Genomic DNA, 18,280 nt, shown 5'->3' on the forward strand with positions numbered 1-18,280 from the left:
GTGGTTGCCCGGTTCCGCTTCGGAACAGGGCGCCCGGCCGGGCTCACTCCGCAGTCCTCGACAGGCCTGGCACCGGCCCTCGGGCCGGGACGAGGAACGAGGAGCGAACCGCTTTCATGACGCAGAGCCTTACACCGCACAGCCCCACTCCGGAGAGTCTGGCACGCACGGCCCTCACGGTGTCGGAGCTCGTACCGGCGAGCCCCACGTCGTCGGCCGGGCCGACGACGGCCGCCCCGCTCGTCGACTCGCCACGTCCTGTCGCCGACCGGCCGCTCGCCGCCCCGCTCGTCGACTCGCCACGTCCCGTCGCCGACCCGCCGATCGCCGACCCGCCGCCGCCCGTGGTCGACCGGCCGCTCCCGGCCACGCCGCCGCCCGCCGACCCGACGCCGTCCCGGCAGCCGCCCGGCGCCCCGCGCGCGCTGTTCCCCGGCCGGGCCGCCCCCGAGCCGCGCACCCTGGTCGACATCCTGGACGCCACCGTCCGCACCCACCCGAACGAGGCCGCCCTCGACGACGGCCGCACCGCGCTGACCTACCGCGCGCTGGCCGCCGAGGTCGAGTCGCTGCGCCGTCGCCTGGCCGCGGCCGGGATCGGGATCGGGGACCGGGTGGGCGTCCGGGTCCCGTCCGGCACCAACGACCTGTACGTCTGCATCCTCGCGGTCCTCGCCGCCGGCGCCGCCTACGTCCCGGTGGACGCGGAGGACCCGGACGAGCGCGCGGCGCTGGTCTTCGGCGAGGCCGAGGTGGCCGCCGTCCTCGGCGCGGAGCGCTCGCTCACCCCCACCCCGGGCAACACGCCCTCGGTGCCGGGGCGCCCCGGCACCGGCGAGGACGCCTGGATCATCTTCACCTCCGGCTCCACCGGTAAGCCCAAGGGCGTCGCCGTCACCCACCGCAACGCCGCCGCCTTCGTGGACGCCGAAGCCGCGCTCTTCCTCCAGGAGGAGCCGATCGGCCCCGGCGACCGCGTGATGGCCGGCCTCTCGGTCGCCTTCGACGCCTCCTGCGAGGAGATGTGGCTCGCCTGGCGCCACGGCGCCTGCCTGGTCCCCGTGCCCCGCTCGCAGGTGCGCAGCGGCGCGGACCTCGGCCCGTGGCTGGCCGAGCAGGAGATCACCGTGGTCTCCACCGTGCCCACCCTGGCCGCCCTGTGGCCCGCCGAGGCACTGAACGAGGTCCGGCTGCTGATCTTCGGTGGTGAGGCCTGCCCGCCCGAGCTGGTGCAGCGGCTGGTCACCGAGGGCCGCGAGGTCTGGAACACCTACGGCCCCACCGAGGCCACCGTCGTCGCCTGCGCCTCGCTGATGACCGGCGAGGGCCCGGTCAGGATCGGCCTGCCGCTGGACGGCTGGGAGCTGGCCGTGGTGGACGAGGCCGGCGCGCCCGTCCCGATGGGCGCCACCGGGCAGCTCGTGATCGGCGGTGTCGGCCTGGCCCGCTACCTCGACGCCGGGAAGGACGCCGAGAAGTACGCGCCGCTGGCCTCGCTCGGTTGGGAGCGCGCCTACCGCAGCGGCGACCTCGTGCAGGCCGAGCCCGAGGGCCTGCTCTTCCTCGGCCGGGCCGACGAGCAGATCAAGCTCGGCGGCCGGCGGATCGAACTCGGCGAGGTGGACGCGGCGCTGCAGGCGCTGCCCGGCGTCGCCGGCGCGGCCGCCGCCGTCCGCACCGCCCGGGGCGGCAACCAGCTGCTGGTCGGCTACCTGGTCGTCCAGGACGGCTGGGACCACGCCGCCGCCGTCGAGCGGCTGCGCGCCGAGCTGCCCGCCGCCCTGGTGCCACTGCTCGCCCCGGTCGAGTCGCTGCCGACCCGCACCTCCGGCAAGGTCGACCGGGCCGCGCTGCCCTGGCCGCTGCCCGAGCTGGAGAACGCCGGCCCCACCGTGCAGCTCTACGGCACCGAGGCCTGGCTGGCCGAGCAGTGGAGCGAAATCCTCGGCGTGCCCGTCTCCGGCGCCCAGGACGACTTCTTCGCCATCGGCGGATCCAGTCTCGCCGCCGCCCGCCTCACCACCCTGCTGCGCACCCGCTACCCGGCCGCCGCCGTCCTGGACATCTACCAGCAGCCCGTGCTGCGCAAGCTCGCCCGCCACCTGGAGCGCTCCGCGCAGGGGGACGGCAGCACCCGGGTGGTGGCGCCCGTCCCGGCCAGGGCCAAGATCCTCCAGCTTCTCCTGCTGGTTCCGCTGTTCACGCTGGTCGGCCTGCGCTGGACGACCGCCCTGCTGGCGTTCGGCAACGTGCTGGCCCTGGTCGGCGGCTACCCGTGGGCACCGACCGCCTCCTGGTGGCTGGTCGGCGCCGGAGCGCTGCTGCTGTTCAGCCCGCCCGGCCGGCTGGCGATCGCGGCCGGCGGCGCCCGGCTGCTGCTGCGCGGCCTGCGCCCGGGCAGCTACCCGCGCGGCGGCGGCGTCCACCTGCGGCTCTGGACCGCCGAGCGGCTGGCCGAGCTGAGCGGGGCCACCGCACTGTCCGGCGCCTGGCTGGTCCGCTACGCCCGCGCCCTGGGAGCCAGGGTCGCCCCGGAGGCCGACCTGCACTCGCTGCCGCCGGTCACCGGCATGCTCAAGCTCGGCCGGGGCTGCGCGGTGGAGGCCGAGGTGGACCTCTGCGGCTACTGGCTGGACGGCGACCGGCTGGAGATCGGCCAGGTCAAGGTCGGCTCGAACGCGGTGGTCGGCACCCGCAGCACGCTCTTCCCCGGGGCCAGGGTCGGCAAGCGGGCCGAGGTGGCGCCCGGCTCCGGGGTCACCGGCCAGGTGCCGACCGGCCAGCGCTGGGCGGGCGCCCCCGCCGTGAAGCTCGGCAAGGCCGACCGGAACTGGCCCAAGGCGCGTCCGCCGCGCCGGGCCGGCTGGGCCGCGCTGTACGGCGTCAGCGGCCTGGGGCTCAGCCTGCTGCCGGTGGTGTCGGGGCTCGCGGCCCTGGCCGTCGTCAGTGCCTTCGTCGACCCCGGGGCCGGCCTCGGCGCCGCCCTGCGCGGTGCGCTGCTCGCCGTCGTCCCCGCCACCCTCGCCTTCGGCCTGACGTACGCGGTGCTGCTGGTGGCCGCCGTCCGGCTGCTCAGCCTCGGTCTGCACCCCGGCCACCACCCGCTGCACGGCCGGGTCGGCTGGCAGGCCTGGACGGTCAGCCAGTTGATGGACCTCGCCCGCGAGACGCTCTTCCCGCTGTACGCCGGCCTGATCACCCCGTTCTGGCTGCGCGCGCTGGGGATGAAGGTCGGCGTCGGCGCCGAGGTCTCCACCGTGCTGGCGCTGCCCAGTCTGACCACCGTCGGGGACGGCGCCTTCCTCGCCGACGACACCCTGATCGCCCCGTACGAACTGGGCGGCGGCTGGCTGCGGCTCGGCGAGGCCGAGATCGGCGAGCGGGCCTTCCTCGGCAACTCCGGCATGACCGCGCTGGGCCGCGCCGTCCCCGACCGGGGCCTGGTCGGCGTGCTGTCCGCCACCCCGAAGAAGGCCAAGAAGGGCAGCTCGTACCTCGGCATGCCGCCGATGCGGCTGCCGCGCTCGGCCGACGCCGGCGACCAGAGCCTCACCTACGATCCGCCGGCCCGGCTGCTCTGGGCCCGGGGCCTGGTCGAGGTCTGCCGGCTGCTGCCGGTGCTGGCCTCCGCCGCGCTCGGCGTGCTCACCCTGGCCGTGCTGGCCCGGCTCGCCGAGGGCTCGGTGACGCTCGCCGCGCTGCTGTCCGGGCTGGTGCTGCTCACCGCCGGTACCCTCGCCTGCCTGGTCTCCATCGCCGCGAAGTGGCTGCTGGTCGGCCGGTTCCGCGCGGTGGAGCACCCGCTGTGGAGCGGCTTCGTCTGGCGCAACGAGCTGGCCGACACCTTCACCGAGGTGCTGGCCGTGCCCTGGCTGATCGGCGCGGTGCCGGGCACGCCGGTGCTGAACCTCTGGCTGCGCGGCCTGGGCGCCACCATCGGCAGGGGCGTCTGGTGCGAGAGCTACTGGCTCCCCGAGGCGGACCTGGTCACTCTCGGTGACGCGGTGACGGTGAACCGGGGCTGCGTCGTGCAGACCCACCTCTTCCACGACCGGATCATGCGCATGGATACTGTGGTCCTCCACGAGGGCGCCACGCTCGGCCCTGGTGGGATCGTCCTGCCCGGCAGCACCGTCGGTGCCCGCAGCACGCTCGGCCCGGCCTCCCTGGTGATGCGGGCCGAATCCGTGCCGCCGGACACCCGCTGGCTGGGCAACCCGATCGAGGCCTGGCAGTCCTAGCCCGTCCTCCGCACACAGGCACGTGTACTTCGCAGATCGCAGGGAGCGTACGAACCGGTGAGTCCCAAGCAGCAGACGGTCCCCGGCGCGGACGCCTACTTCCCGGACCACGGCGACACCCGCTACCGGGTGCACCGCTACGAACTGGCCCTGGACTACCGGCCCGGCCCCAACCGCCTCGGCGGCACCGCGCGGCTCAGCGCGGTGGCGGGCGCCGAACCGCTGCGCGAGTTCGCCCTGGACCTCGCCGAGTTCCGGATCGGCCGCGTCCTGCTGGACGGGCGGGCGGCGCAGTACACGCACCGGGCCGGCAAACTGCGGGTGCGCCCCGCCAAGCCGCTCGCCGCCGGCGCCGCCTTCACCGTCGAGGTGCAGTACACCGGCAACCCCAAGCCGGTCCGCAGCCAGTGGGGCGGCCTCGGCTGGGAGGAGCTGACCGACGGCGCGCTGGTCGCCAGCCAGCCCGTCGGGGCGCCCTCCTGGTACCCGTGCAACGACCGCCCCGCCGACAAGGCGACCTACCTGGTGTCGATCACCACCCCCTCGCCCTACACGGTGGTGGTCGGCGGCCGGCTGCTCACCCGGACCACCCGCGCCAGCAGCACCACCTGGGTGTACGAGCAGGCCGCGCCCACCTCCAGCTACCTGGTGACCGTCTCGATCGGCCAGTACCAGGCGCTGCGGGTGACCGACCCCGACGAGGCCACCACCCCGCACCGCCCGGTGCCGCAGGCCGCCTACCTGCCCGTCCGGCTGCTGCCCGCGTTCACCGTGGACTTCGGCCGCCAGCCGCAGATGATGCACCTCTTCGAGGAGGTGTTCGGCCCCTACCCCTTCGGGGAGTACGCGGTGGTGGTCGCCGACGAGGAGCTCGACGTCCCGGTCGAGGCCCAGGGCGTCGCGACCTTCGGCACCAACCACGTGGACGGTATACGCGGCTCGGAGCGCCTGATCGCCCACGAGCTGGCCCACCAGTGGTTCGGCAACAGCGTCACCGTCGCCGACTGGCGGCACATCTGGCTCAACGAGGGCTTCGCCAAGTACGCGGAGTGGCTCTGGGCCGAACGCTCCGGCGGCCGCACCGCGGCCGAGCACGCGGCCGCCGCGTACGCGACGCTCACCCGGCTGCCGCAGGACATGCGCCTCGCCGACCCCGGCCGCAAGCTCATGTTCGACGACCGCCTGTACGAGCGCGGCGGCCTGACCGTGCACGCCCTGCGCTGCGCCCTCGGCGAGGACGCGTTCTTCCGGATGGTCAAGGACTGGACCGTGATCCACCGGCACGGGGTCGTCAGCACCGCCGACTTCGTCGCCCACGCCGGGCACTACGCGCCCGCCCCGCTGGACGGCCTCTTCGACGCCTGGCTGTGGCAGGGCGCGTTGCCGCCGCTGCCGGTCGCCCGCTGACCCGTCCGCGGCCGCGGGGGCCGTTCGCGCCCCCGGTCAGTGGCCGGACGACGGCACCACGAGCCTGGTGAAGTCCCGCAGGCCGGCCTGCGGCATGTAGGCCCGGGTCAGTGCCACGCCGATCCGGGGGAGGTCGGCCGGATCCCGGTAGATCAGGTGCATGGGCTCGTGGACGGGCTGGAACTTCGCCTTGAACGAGTGCAGGGAGCGGAAGCCGTAGTACGGCTCCAGGGCGGCGCCGAGCTGGTCCAGGAACCGCTCCAGGGTGCTGTCCGCCGTCGTCGCGCCGCGGGCCAGCGGCGCGCCCGACAGTGAGAGGAAGGTCGCGCCGTCGTCCCGGACGGCCAGGCAGGTGGACGCGATGAGGAACTCCACCACCGGCCGGAACGATCCCTGCTTGCGCCGGCGCATCACGTCGAGGGTCCACCCGGTGGGGGTGCCGCCCTCCCCGTAGACGGGCATCCAGGAGGTGACGCCGTGCACCTCGCCGCCGGAGTCGGTCGCCAGGCCCACCCGGACGTGCCGGTCGAGCGCCTCGTCGACCCCGCCGAGGGTGAAGCCCATCTCGGGCAGCCCCATGTCGCTCACCCACTCCTCGGAGATGGCGCGTACCTGCGACAGCACCTCGGAGGGCTCGTCGGCCAGCGTGGTCAGCCGGTACGCCATGCCTTCCTTCTTGGCCCGGTTGAGCGCGGTGCGCACGTCCTGCCAGGACTTGCCGCGGAACTCCAGCCCCTCCAGCGGGATGATCGTGTCCTCCGCCACCTGGACGTGCTGCCACCCCATCGCCCCGGCGTCCGTCGCGGTCCGCTCGGACGCCGAGAAGAGGCAGGGCACCAGACCGGAGGCGTCGCACATGCCGGCGAACTCCGTCAGCGCGGTCGCCCGGTCGGGCTCCCGTCCGACCGGGTCGCCCAGCGCGACCGCGACCCGCGCATGGGTGCGGTACGCCACGTAGGCCCGACCGTCGGCGGCCGCCAGGTAGGAGTTGTCCCGCCAGGTGGTCATCCAGGAGAGGTTGCTGCCGCCGTAGCGCCGCAGCAGGTCGCCGGCCTGCTCGCGGTCGAGGGCCCCGCCCGGGGCGGTCCGGCGCCGCCGCCGGCGCGAGGGGGTGCGGAAGGCGTCCCGCGCGGCGATCAGCAGCACCAGTTCCATGGTCCAGATGACCGCCTGCGGCATCAGCACCGGCAGCCCGGTGACCTCCACGTCGGCGTCGGAGACGAGCGAGATCACCAGCACCACGGCGACCAGCAGGCCCACCAGGACGTTCAGGACGGCGAAGGCGACGGTCCAGCGCCAGGCCACCCGGCTTCCCCGGCGCAGCCCGTTCACCAGCAACGCCATGACGGCCAGGCTCAGGATCAGGCCGACGGGCGAGTCCGCGAGTCCGTGGGTGTCGCCCAGCGGGCCGTAGCCCGGCGCGAGCCAGACCACGATCTGGGTCACCGCCAGGACCACCAGGCCGGTCACCGCGCCGAGCCGCCACTCGCGCCGGCTCGGCCTGCCGGTGCCGGCGGCCAGCTCGCCGGCCAGCCGCCGTCCGACGGCCAGGCCCAGTACCACCGCGAGGAAGTGCTCGACGTCGCTCAGCGTGCCCGAGTAGAGCAGCCAGATCACCGCGAAGGCGAGCAGCGCGGCCCGTAGCCGGCTGCGCCAGGGCGAGCGCAGGGCGGCGGACGCCGCCGCCCCGGCCGCCAGCGCTCCGGCCGAGAAACCGGTGTCCAGGTCGTGCGAGAGGTTGTACGCCCAGTCCCAGCCGGACTGCCGCAGTGCCAGCAGCAGGAGCGCGGCCCCCAGCGTGGCGGCCAGTTGCCCGGCGCAGCAGACCAGGGCGGCCCGCCCGGTGCCGAGGTGCCACTCCGTCCAGCCCACCAGCAGGACCAGCCCGAGGACGATCAGCGCGTACTGCCAGGGCTCGGCCGCGAAGAACGCGCCGGTGACGAACGTCCACAGGCGTCCGGAGGTGAGCGACGGCGTGCCGTAGGCGACCTGGGGATACCAGGACCTGTCCTGGGCCGCGCTCCACAGCGTGCCGGTGCCGAGCCCGACCAGCAGCACCGCGGCGACGACGCCGCAGGTGAAAGGCAGTCGGGCCGCCGTCGGCGCGGCCCGTGTGCGCATCGCGCGGATGGTCGGCCGTAATCCGCGGGGCTGTTCGCCCTCGCTCCCTGACGTCGGCTTCGACCGCGTGCCGTCGGCGCTCTTCATCGCTGTTGCCACCCGCCTCCGGCGCGCTCCCCGAGCCGGTCGGTCCGGCCCACGGGCCTCCCTCACCATCGTTGCCGCTGGCCCCGGGTTGCGCGAATCCTCGGCCGCGCCGGGAGCGGGTCAGTCGACCGGCAGGGCGTGCAGGACGCTGTCGTGCCCGGCGAACACCCGCACGCCGTCGGTGTCCAGCTGCCAGAACCCCGTCCCCGTCCCCGGGTCCGTCCCCGCGTCCGCGTCCCGGAGGATCCAGCGGATCGCGCCGGTGTCGGCGTCCAGGGCGCAGACCCCGCCCGCCCGGGGGCCCGGGACGACGAGGGTACGGCCGACCAGGACCGGCCGGGCCCGGTTGTCCAGCCGGAACGGCAGGGCGCGGGCCCACAGCAGGGCGCCGTCGGCGGGGGAGTGCCGGCTCACCAGCCCGTTGTCACGGGGTACGAAGAGCGCGCCGGCGGTGGCCAGCGGCCGGAGGCAGCGCCAGTCGTCACCGCGCTCGGGGGCGAGGGCCCAGCTGTCGGCGCCGTCCGTCAGCCGCAGGGCGCGCAGGCCGCCGCCCCGTGCGGCGGTGTAGACGTGCAGGGCGTCCGTCTCGATCCGGCCGAGCGCCAGGTCGGCGGGTACGAGCCACAGGGGCGTGCCGGTCGCGGCATCGAGCGCCAGCAGCTCGTCGCGCTCGCTGCGGGCCAGCAGCCGCCCGCCCGGGGCCGTCCGGACCTCCACGAGGCCGCCGCCGCTCTCGGTGCCCGGCCGTGACCAGAGCGGCGTTGCGGACTCGGCCGGGAGCGCGAAGAGCAGCGGATCCCGGGTGCCGTCGCCGAAGGTCCGGCCGAACAGCACCCCGCCCTCGTAGCAGTCGAGGACCGGCGCGTCGTCCGGCCCGCCGAGCTGTGGCGCGGGCGCGGTCCGCCGGTCCGCCGCGGCGTCCGACAGGTGGTGGGCGGTGAGATACCCGTCCGCGCTGTCGAAGATCCGGTCGGCGCAGACCAGCAGTCGCCCGGCGGCGGAGCGGGCCCGGGCGGGCGGCAGGTCGATCCGGCGGCGCTCCGCCCCGGTGGCCGGATCCAGCACCCGCACCTGGGACGCGGTGACGAACAGCGGCGCCACCGGGGCACCGCCCCGGTACGGGGCCTGGAGCGCCGGGCCCCGTACCGTCCACAGCGGCTTCGGCGCGGGGCCGCCCGGGGCCGGGCCCGTCGGCCGGCCGGGAGCCGTTTCGCCGGTCGCCGGGCGGCGGCCGGGGGCCAGGAGCCAGCAGGCGCCGCCGGCCAGCAGCACCGCGCCGCCGCGGAGCAGCCGGCGCCGGGCCGGCCCGCCCGGCCCCGGCGGGGGGCCGCCGTCGATCCGCTCGGTGGCGGCGGGGGAGGCCGCCGCCGGCTCGTCGAGACGGATGGCGCCGGCCCGGCCGGTCGTCCGGTCCTGCGGTGTCTCCGGCGGGCCCATGCCGACCACCCCCTCGTCCTCGCCCCGGTGATGCCGCGCGGAGGATAGCCCAGAGCCGGGGTCCGGCCGCCGGGGCGGCCAACGGGCGGACGTACTGACATGCACCGGCCCGTCGTCCGGGGCAGGGCCCCGGCGCCGGGCACAATCGGTCAGGCGGCCCGGCCGGGTGGCCGCCACGCTGCGGAAGGGTTCCCCATGAAGGCCACGGAGCTACTGCTGGACGGGTTCGGCCGGGTCAGGGAGGTCGTCCACGAGGCGGTCGACGGCCTGACGGCCGAGGAGCTGACGGCGCGTCCCGACGCCGGGGCCAACACCGTCGCCTGGCTGGTCTGGCACCTGACACGGATCCAGGACGACCACGTGGCCGAGGTCGCCGGCACCGAGCAGGTCTGGATCTCCCAGGGCTGGACCGACCGGTTCGCCCTCCCGTTCCCCGCCGGTGACACCGGCTACGGACACGACGCCGACGACGTGGCGGCCGTGGTCGTGGAGTCCGCGCGCCTGCTGACCGACTACCACGAAGCCGTCCACGCGCACACCGTCCACTATCTGGGGAAGCTCGCCGCCGCCGATCTCGACCGCGTGGTGGACGAACGCTGGACGCCGCCCGTCACGCTGGGCGCGCGGCTGGTCAGCGTACTGTCGGACGACCTCCAGCACGCGGGCCAGGCGGCCTTCGTCCGGGGGGTGCTGCGGCGCCGGTAGGCCCGCCGGCCCCGCCCCGGCGCCCCGCGCCGCCCCGCCACCCACGGCCGCAAGCCCCGGCCGCTGCCGACGGCCGGTGTGCGCGGTGGCCCGCCGGGGCAGGCATCCGGGAGGCGGGCCGCCCCGGTCCGTGCCGAATCCACCGTCGCACCGCCGTGCCGTTCGCCGGTGTGACGCTCCGCCGGGAGGAAAGCCGTCATGAGGGTCCACGAGTCGGTCGCGGACGCGATCGGGGGGACGCCGCTCTTCCGGCTCGCCCGCCTCGGCGCCGGCACGGCCGCCCGGGTGTACGCCAAGGCGGAGTTCCTGAACATCGGCGGGAGCGTGAAGGACCGCGCCGCGCTGGCGATGGTGCTGGCGGCCGAGCGGGACGGGCAGCTGCGGCCCGGTGGGACGATCATCGAGGCGACCTCGGGCAACACCGGGATCGGGCTCGCGGTCGTCGGCCGCGCGCGCGGCTACCGGGTGATCGCCGGAGTGTCGGACCGGGCCGCCGCGGAGAAGTCCGACATCCTGCGGGCCTACGGCGCGGAGGTGGTCCTGGCGCCGACGGCGGTGGCCAAGGAGCACCCCGAGCACCTCTTCAACGTGGTGCGGCGGCTGGTGGAGGAGATCCCCGGCGCCTGGCTGGCGGATCAGTACGACAATCCTGCCAATCCGGGGGCACACGTGGGAACCACCGGACCGGAGATCTGGGAGCAGACCGGGGGCCGGGTGACCCACTTCGTGGCGGGGATCGGCACCGGCGGCACCATCAGCGGAACCGGCCGCTTCCTCAAGGAGGTGTCCGGCGGCGCCGTCACGGTCGTCGGCGCCGACCCCGAGAGCTCGGTCTACGGCGGCGGCGACGGCAGCCCGTACTTCGTCGAGAGCATCGGCCACTTCGTCCATCCGCAGACGCTGGACGACAACTGGCCGAAGTCCTACCACCGCGAGGTGGTGGACCGGTTCGAGCGGATCCCGGACCGCGAGTCCCTGCTGACCACCCGTCGGCTGGCCCGTGAGGAGGGGCTGCTCGCCGGTCCCTCCTCCGGCACCGCGGTGGCGGCGGCCCTGCGGGTGGCGCGCGGCCTCGGACCGGAGGACGTCGTCGTGGTGCTGCTCCCCGACTCCGGGCGGTCCTATCTCTCCAAGGTGTTCAGCGACGACTGGATGCGCGGCTGGGGCTTCCTGGAGGAGCCGCGCACCCCGCAGGACACCGAGCCGACCGTGCGGTCCGTCCTGGAGCCCGCCGCGGACGCGGGCGGGTGGCCGGGGCGTCTGGTCGCCGTGGAGTCGGACGCCTCGCTGGCCGGCGCACTCGCCACCCTGCGGACGGCCCCCGGCGGCGTCGCCCCGGTGGTGCTGGCCCGCCCGGACCGGCCGTACGGGTTCAGCGGGGCCGAGGTGCTCGGGTCGCTGTCGCTGGCCGAGGTCGAGCGGGCGATCGCGGCGGGCCTGGCCCGGCCCGGTGATCCGGTCGACGGCCTGATCGGCGCGGCGCTGCCGACGGTGGGCGTCGGGCAGCCGCTCTCGGCCGCGCGCGAGGTGCTGGGCCGGGAGCACGACGCGGCGGTGGTGCTGCTCGACGGACGGGCGGTCGCGCTCGTCCACCGCGCGGAACTGGCGGAGTCCGGCTGACGGCCGAGGGCCGAGGGCTCAGGCGGTCGGCCCGGCGTCGAGCGGCCCGGCTTCGAGGGGCCCGGCTTCGAGGGGCCCGGAGTCCAGCGGGGCGGCGTCCAGCGCGGTGGTGACCCGGGCCAGCAGGGACTGCAGCGCGGTGGCCTCCGCCAGCGAGAGGTCACTGGCCTCGATGATCCGCTGCGGTACGCAGACGGCCCGCTCGCGCAGCGCCGTTCCGGCCCCGGTCAGGGCGACGGTGACCGAGCGCTCGTCCTCGGCGCTGCGCGACCGGCGGACGTGGCCGGCGGCTTCCAGGCGCTTGAGGAGGGGGGAGAGGGTGCCGGAGTCGAGCCGCAGGTGCTCGCCGATCTGCTTGACGGGCAGCTCCCCGTGCTCCCAGAGCACCAGCATCACGAGGTACTGCGGGTAGGTCAGCCCGAGGTCCTTGAGCAGCACGCGGTAGACGCCGCCGAAGGCGCGCGAGGCGGCGTGCAGGGAGAAGCAGATCTGGTGGTCGAGCTTGAGCAGCTCGCCGTCGGGCACCTGGGACAGCTCGGTCATGCGTCCAGGATAGCCCGGCCGCCCACGGTTCAGTTGTGCGCAACTGAATTGCGTGCTCTACTTGTGAGCGGAGCGCGAGCCGATACCCGGCCCGCCGATGTGAGAAGGGACCGGTCAGATGGACGCGCTGTACACCGCCGTCGCCACCGCCAACGGACGCGAGGGCCGCACGGTCAGCTCCGACGGCCGGCTGGACCTCGCACTGGCGATGCCGCCGGCGCTGGGGGGCAACGGCCAGGGCACCAACCCCGAGCAGCTCTTCGCCGCGGGCTACGCCGCCTGTTTCGCCTCCGCGCTCGGCGTGGTCGCCCGCCAGGCCCGGGCCGACGTCAGCGAGGTGTCGGTCACCGCCGAGGTCTCCCTCGGCAAGGACGACGGCGGCTTCGCCCTTTCCGTGGTGCTCCGCGTCGAGCTGCCGGACAGCCTCGCCGGCGAGAGCGGTGAGCTGCTGGTGAAGCAGGCCCACGAGGTCTGCCCCTACTCCAGGGCCACCCGCGGCAACATCCCGGTCGAGCTCGTCGTCGAGTAGCCGGCCCCCGCACGCGAACGGCGCAGGCACCCGGCCACGGAGCGGCCCGGGTGCCTGCGCCGTCCGTGCGTGGTCCCCCTGCGCCACACGTCCGTTCAGAGCACCTCGGCGCGGACCTCGCCGCCGGAGACCGCGAGGCGTGGCGAGGGCATCCGGAAGACCCGGCAATCGAGCGAGGCGATCCGCCGTACGACCGTGCAGGCCGTGTCCGAGGACGTCGCCGACCACCAGCGCGACCGGGCCCCGGGCGGCGGGATCACGTCGAATCGGTCGCCGCCCGCTCCCGCCTGCGCGGGCAGGTAGCGGTGCCGGGTTCGGGCGGTGGCGGGTCCGCCGGTCCGGCGGCGCCGCATCTGCGAATTGTCCAATTCCGAAGAATGCCCGAATATGGGCGCATATTCTTATCTATCCTGTTTTGTACCGCACCGGCAAGGAACTCTCCGGCGTCGGGCCGTGGTCGCCGCGGTCGGACGCCACCCGTCGTCCTCCCCCGGTGCGCGGGAACTCCCTTGGACGGCAAGGCCGGAGGGCCGCGGTACCGACGGTACCGCGGCCCTCCGGAGGCGGGGCCCGCTACTCCTCGGTGGGCCCCAGATCGGGGGTCTCGCGCAGCTCGACGGTGAGCGCTCGGTGGGCGGCGTGCAGTTCCAGCACGGTGATCTCGTTCGACCCCGGGCGCAGGACGGGGCCGGGCACGTACAGCGAGCGCTGGGGACCACGCGACCAGTGGCGGCCGAGGTGGAAGCCGTTGACCCAGACGTTCCCCTTCGTCCAGCCCGGGAGGTGGAGGAAGGTGTCGGCCGGCTCCTCGATCCGCACGCTCCCGCGGTGGAAGACCGGACCGACCGTCGCGCCGGCCGTCTCGGCGAAGGAGAGCCCGTCGAGCGAGACCAGCGGCAGCGGGCGGTTGCTCCAGCCGGTCAGCTCGACCCCGTCCAGCAGGACCCGGCCCAGCAGCCCCTTGCGGTCGTGGATGCCGGGGCCGTAGTTGACCCGGCCCTGGTTCTCCACCAGCAGGCTCAGCACCGCGCCGTCCTTCGGCGCGGTGAACGCGATCGCCCGCTCGTGGTTCTCCCGCTCCAGGACACCGACGGGCAGGCCGTCCACGAAGACCTGGGCCCGGTCGCGGACCCCGTCCAGCTCCAGCAGGACCGGCCCCGCGACCGGCAGCCGGGCCTCGTAGAGGATGAACCCGAAGTCCTGCCCGAGCTGCTCCATGGTGAGCGGCCGCTCGGACAGCACGGTGGCGGAGAGAGCCGCCAGGTTCTCGAACAGCGGTGCGCAGGCGGTCAGTCGGACGGTGCCGGCGCCGCTCGTCGGTGCCCGCGCGGGCACCGGTTCCGCCGGGACGGGGGCGTACTTGGCGATGACCTGACGGAACGCCTCGTACTTCTCGGTGGGGTCGCCGGCCTCGTCGAGCGGGGAGTCGTAGTCGTAGGAGCCGACGGTGGGCCGGTAGGTGTGCTTGTCGTTGGCGCCGTTGGTGAAGCCGAAGCTGGTGCCGCCGTGGAACATGTACAGGTTGACGGAGGCGCCGGTCGCCAGCAGGGTGTCGAGCTCCTCGGCGGCCTGGGCGGGATCGCGGACCACGTGGTGGCCGCCCCAGCGGTCGAACCAGCCGATCCAGAACTCGCTGCACATCAACGGGCCGGTGGGCCGGTGGGCGCGCAGGGTGGCGAGGCCCTGCTCGGAGCGGCTGCCGAAGTTGGCCGTGGCCAGGAAGCCGGGGAGGGAGCCGCGGGCCAGGTCGGCGGGCTGGTCGCAGGTGAAGAGCGGCACGTCCACGCCGCAGGCGCGCAGCAACCGCGCGAGATGGGCGAGGTGTGCGGTGTCGTCGTCGTACGCGCCGAACTCGTTCTCCACCTGGACGGCCAGGATCGGGCCGCCCCGGGTGGACAGGTGGCGGCGCAGCGGTGGCAGCAGTCGGCCGAAGAAGTCGTCCACCGCGGCGAGGTAGCGCGGATCCTGACTGCGCAGCAGGATGTCCGGGTCGGCGAGCAGCCACGAGGGCAGGCCGCCGCCCTCCCACTCCGCGCAGATGTACGGGCCGGGGCGCAGCAGGACGTGCAGCCCTTCGGCGGCGGCGAGGTCGAGGAAGGCCGGCAGGTCCAGCCCGCCGTCCATCCGGAACTCGTCGGGGCGCGGCTGGTGGAGGTTCCAGAGGACATAGGTCTCGACGGTGTTCAGGCCCATCGGGCGTGCCTTGCGCAGCCGGTCGGCCCAGAGTGCCGGATGTACGCGGAAGTAGTGCAGGCCGCCGGAGATGATCCGGAAGGGCTCGTCGTCGAGGCGGAAGCCCTCGTCGGTGATCTGCAGAACGGGCATGGTGGTGCTGCTCCTGGCTGGAGAGGGGAGATCCGCCCGTTCGACGTCGGCCTGCGTCGGACGTCTCAATGTTTCATCGAGCTTGAATCTGTTCGTTCATGGGTGATCTTCGGTGTCGAGCACGGATCCCGCCCGCAGAGCCCGTGCCGGTACCAGCGCCACCGGAGTGCACCGGTCGACATACGGAGGCCGTCGTGGCCGAGCGTTGGCGGGACCGCTGGGCGTCGCCGGTGCTCCCCGTGCTCGGCGCCGGCGGGGTGTGACGCCGGCCTTCGCCTGCCGTTCCCCACGGGACGGCTCTCCTGGGGGGTGGGGTTGGAGGCCCGGGGCCCGGGGTCCGGGGTGTCGGGGTGTCGGGGTGGGACCCGTGGTGTTCGCGGAGGCGCGTGCCGACCGTCGACCTGGTGGCGACAGAAACAGACGTATCCGCACAGATGTTGACGCGCCAATGCTCGCCATGCTGCACTGACATCGCCATGGCAGCGCAATCATGAGGCTTTCGTGGATTTTGGGGTGTTCGTCCCCCGATGGTCGTCGGCCCGGTCGCCCGGGATCGGTGGCCCGAAGCCCCCTACGCACGCGGCCGACGTCCTCCGCGGGGACGCGGCAACCCCGGCCGATCGGCGACCGGACCTCGATGCCCACCCGTGCGCTCCCCGGGCCGTCCTGGGTGAACCGGCGGACCGGCTGCCGGCCGGCGCCGTCCCGGACGACCTTCGGGGAGATCGACAGAAGGCGCCACGTTCGATCGGTAGGGGGTGCCAGGGCTGATGTCTGGGGCCAGTGAGTGTTGTATTATGAGTAATCGCGTTTAATATTGTGCGTTATGTCTCCGGACTGTGCCTGCGGGAGGTCGCATCGTGAGTAAGTACCTGGTCACCGGTGGTGCCGGTTATGTGGGCAGTGTGGTGAGTGCCCATCTGCTGGAGGCGGGCCACGAGGTGGTGGTTCTGGACGATCTTTCGACGGGTTTCCGTGCGGGTGTGCCGGCGGGTGCGGTGTTCGTGCAGGGGCGGATCCAGGATGCGGGGGAGGTGTTGGACGGGTCCTTCGACGGGGTGTTGCATTTCGCGGCGTCGTCGCAGGTGGGTGAGTCGGTGCAGGATCCGGAGAAGTACTGGCGCAACAACGTGGCGGGTTCGCTGGAGTTGGTCGCGGCGATGCGTGGGGCGGGTGTGCGCAGGTTGGTGTTCTCCTCGACGGCGGCGGTGTACGGGGAGCCGGAGGTGGTGCCGATCGGTGAGGGTGCGCGGACGTCGCCGACGAACACCTATGGTGCGACGAAGTTGGCGGTGGACCACCTGATCACGAGTGAGGCGGTGGCGCACGGTCTGGCGGCGGTGAGTCTTCGCTACTTCAACGTGGCGGGTGCGTATGCGTCGGTGTCGGGTGCGGTGTACGGGGAGCGGCATGATCCGGAGTCGCATCTGATTCCGTTGGTGTTCCAGGCGGCGTTGGGTCAGCGGGAGCACATCGCGGTGTACGGGGACGACTATCCGACGCCGGACGGTACGTGTGTGCGTGACTACATCCATGTGGCGGATCTGGCGCAGGCCCATCTGCTGGCGTTGGAGGTGGCGCGGGCGGGTGAGCACCTGATCTGCAATCTGGGCAACGGGAGTGGTTTCTCGGTTCGGGAGGTGATCGACGCGGTGCGGCGGGTGACGGGTCGGGAGATCCCGGTGGTGACGGCGGGGCGTCGGGCGGGGGATCCGGCGGTTCTGGTCGCGTCGGCGGAGCGGGCCCACCGGGAGCTGGGGTGGACTCCGCGTCGTCCCGATCTGGACGCGATCGTCTCCGACGCCTGGGAGTTCGCTCTGGCGCGTGCCGCGGCCACCGCCACCGCCTGACCCGGGGCACCACCGCCTGACCCGGGGCACCACCGCGCGTGATCCGCAAGCTCCGCACCACCCGTTCCGACCTCGCCGGCAGGGCCGGGCGCGGGGCGGACCCCAACTGACCGCGCCCCTGCGGCTCCTCCGCCGGTCGCGGCTCCGGCGCTCCTACCGCTCGGCACCCGTCGTTCCCGCACCCGCGGTCCGGCCCGGCTCCTCGGCACCCGGCGCTTCGTGCGCCTCCTCGGCGCGCAGTGCCGCGCGCAGCTCCCCCGTCCGGCCCGAGGCGAGGAGCCCCAGGTGCAGGCGGTCCCGCTCCGGGAGCCCGGCGAGCACCTCGGGGGCGACCCCGGCGAGGAATTCGCGGCCGAGCTCCAGGGCGGCGGACAGATCCCGCTCGCCGTGCCGGTGCAGCGCCGTCATGGCGACGCGCAGGTCGCCCAGGCACATGTCCCGCGCGTAGGCGCTCGTCAGGACGGGTGCGAGCCGCCGGACGATCTCGCCGGTCTCCACCGTCATCCGCATCCTGGCCTCCAGGTTGGCGGGCTCGTGCAGGCGCTGCGTGATGGAGGGTTCGCCGCGGTCGCGGACGCGCCAGAAGTAGACGACCTCGTCCAGCACGTCGACCGCCTCGGCCAGGATGTAGGCCGCGACCATCACCGGCGCGTCCTCGTACTGCGGCAGCGAGAAGGTGAAGGCGTGGCGGTCCCAGAAGGAGCGGCGGAACACCTTGTTCCAGACCATCCGGTCGATGATCAGGGCGTGGTCGCGCGTGATGTGGGTCCTCGTCCTCGGGACGGAGAACACGTCGGCGTAGCGCGGGTGGCGCACGACCCCGGCGGCGGTCAGTCTGCGGACGTCGCCGGCGGCGAAGTCGGAGCCCGAGCGCTCCAGACTGTCCACGAGCGAGCGGTAGGCGGTGACCGCGACCACGTCGTCCGCGTCGGCGAAGGCCAGGTACGCGCCACCGGCCACCGCGGCGCCGGTGTTGCGGGCCGGGCTCGGACCCTGCCGGGGCCGTACGAGCACCGAGAACCGGGCGTCCCGGTCGGCCCAGGCGTGGGCCAGCAGGAGACTGCCGTCCGTCGAGCCGTCGTCGACCAGGATGAACTCGGCGTCCTTGAGGTCCTGCCGGGCGAGCGAGGCCAGACAGTCGTCGAAGTACGGCGCCACGTTGTGGAAGGGCACGACCACACTGAGCACAGGAGGCATCGGGGAAGGTTCAGTCCTTCGGTCGGGGTGGAGGAACGCCGGTCTCGGTGGCCCGCCGGTCCGGGCGGCCGGTCCCGCCGGCGCGGCCGGTCCGGCACAGAGCGGTCACGGCGTCCGACGCCAGGTCAGCTCATCATGCGGGACGGAGGCGAGTCAACAGAATCAAACAAACAGCTGTCGATGGTTGTGCGCATGTGTGAATTCCTGGTAGGAATCAA

General features: G+C 74.2%; 12 protein-coding genes. 6 read left to right on the forward strand and 6 right to left on the reverse strand.

Going from position 1 to position 18,280, the window contains the following annotated elements:
- The first annotated feature begins 116 nt into the window (after positions 1-116).
- Together OG823_RS32505 and OG823_RS32510 are read left to right on the forward strand one after the other, a co-directional pair.
- Positions 117-4,241 (forward strand): Pls/PosA family non-ribosomal peptide synthetase, encoded by a 4,125-nt coding sequence (locus OG823_RS32505; protein WP_371483843.1) that lies wholly within the window; start codon positions 117-119, stop codon positions 4,239-4,241.
- A gap of 57 nt (positions 4,242-4,298) precedes the next feature.
- Positions 4,299-5,648: a M1 family metallopeptidase gene (locus tag OG823_RS32510; RefSeq protein ID WP_371483845.1), complete on the forward strand. Its 1,350-nt coding sequence runs from the start codon at positions 4,299-4,301 to the stop codon at positions 5,646-5,648.
- Between the two features lie 36 nt (positions 5,649-5,684).
- On the opposite strand, the gene OG823_RS32515 is transcribed toward OG823_RS32510, so the two are convergent.
- Together OG823_RS32515 and OG823_RS32520 are read right to left on the reverse strand one after the other, a co-directional pair.
- Positions 5,685-7,769 carry a bifunctional lysylphosphatidylglycerol flippase/synthetase MprF gene (locus OG823_RS32515; protein ID WP_371483846.1) on the reverse strand — a complete coding sequence of 695 codons (2,085 nt, stop codon included), beginning with the start codon at positions 7,767-7,769 and terminating at the stop codon, positions 5,685-5,687.
- Positions 7,770-7,976: 207 nt separating this feature from the next.
- Complete coding sequence (locus OG823_RS32520) at positions 7,977-9,293, reverse strand: PQQ-binding-like beta-propeller repeat protein (RefSeq protein ID WP_371483848.1); 1,317 nt, start codon at positions 9,291-9,293, stop codon at positions 7,977-7,979.
- 195 nt (positions 9,294-9,488) lie between these two features.
- On the opposite strand from OG823_RS32520, the gene OG823_RS32525 reads away from it, so the two are divergent.
- Together OG823_RS32525 and OG823_RS32530 are read left to right on the forward strand one after the other, a co-directional pair.
- The gene (locus OG823_RS32525) at positions 9,489-9,998 is read left to right on the forward strand and encodes a DUF664 domain-containing protein (protein ID WP_371483849.1); all 510 of its coding nucleotides are present in this window, start codon (positions 9,489-9,491) and stop codon (positions 9,996-9,998) included.
- A gap of 198 nt (positions 9,999-10,196) precedes the next feature.
- The gene (locus OG823_RS32530; protein WP_371483851.1) at positions 10,197-11,618 is read left to right on the forward strand and encodes a pyridoxal-phosphate dependent enzyme; all 1,422 of its coding nucleotides are present in this window, start codon (positions 10,197-10,199) and stop codon (positions 11,616-11,618) included.
- Positions 11,619-11,636: 18 nt separating this feature from the next.
- Here the strand turns inward: OG823_RS32530 and OG823_RS32535 are convergent, their stop codons facing one another.
- Entirely contained in the window at positions 11,637-12,161 is a 525-nt protein-coding gene (locus tag OG823_RS32535; RefSeq protein ID WP_371483852.1) for a MarR family winged helix-turn-helix transcriptional regulator, read from the reverse strand.
- A gap of 118 nt (positions 12,162-12,279) precedes the next feature.
- On the opposite strand from OG823_RS32535, the gene OG823_RS32540 reads away from it, so the two are divergent.
- Positions 12,280-12,690 carry an organic hydroperoxide resistance protein gene (locus OG823_RS32540; protein ID WP_371483854.1) on the forward strand — a complete coding sequence of 137 codons (411 nt, stop codon included), beginning with the start codon at positions 12,280-12,282 and terminating at the stop codon, positions 12,688-12,690.
- Positions 12,691-12,785: 95 nt separating this feature from the next.
- Here the strand turns inward: OG823_RS32540 and OG823_RS32545 are convergent, their stop codons facing one another.
- Complete coding sequence (locus OG823_RS32545; protein ID WP_371484764.1) at positions 12,786-13,043, reverse strand: hypothetical protein; 258 nt, start codon at positions 13,041-13,043, stop codon at positions 12,786-12,788.
- A 220-nt stretch (positions 13,044-13,263) separates the two neighbouring features.
- Positions 13,264-15,015, reverse strand: a complete 1,752-nt coding sequence (locus OG823_RS32550; RefSeq protein WP_371483856.1) for a beta-galactosidase family protein — start codon at positions 15,013-15,015, stop codon at positions 13,264-13,266.
- Positions 15,016-15,872: 857 nt separating this feature from the next.
- Here OG823_RS32550 and galE point away from each other — a divergent pair.
- Positions 15,873-16,865, forward strand: a complete 993-nt coding sequence (gene galE, locus OG823_RS32555; protein WP_371484737.1) for a UDP-glucose 4-epimerase GalE — start codon at positions 15,873-15,875, stop codon at positions 16,863-16,865.
- A 153-nt stretch (positions 16,866-17,018) separates the two neighbouring features.
- Here the strand turns inward: galE and OG823_RS32560 are convergent, their stop codons facing one another.
- On the reverse strand, positions 17,019-18,062 hold the full coding sequence (locus OG823_RS32560; protein WP_371483858.1) for a glycosyltransferase: 1,044 nt from the start codon (positions 18,060-18,062) through the stop codon (positions 17,019-17,021).
- Positions 18,063-18,280 lie beyond the last annotated feature (218 nt).

Origin of the sequence: Kitasatospora sp. NBC_00315 (assembly GCF_041435095.1) — a bacterium.
In the GTDB taxonomy this organism is placed as follows: domain Bacteria; phylum Actinomycetota; class Actinomycetes; order Streptomycetales; family Streptomycetaceae; genus Kitasatospora.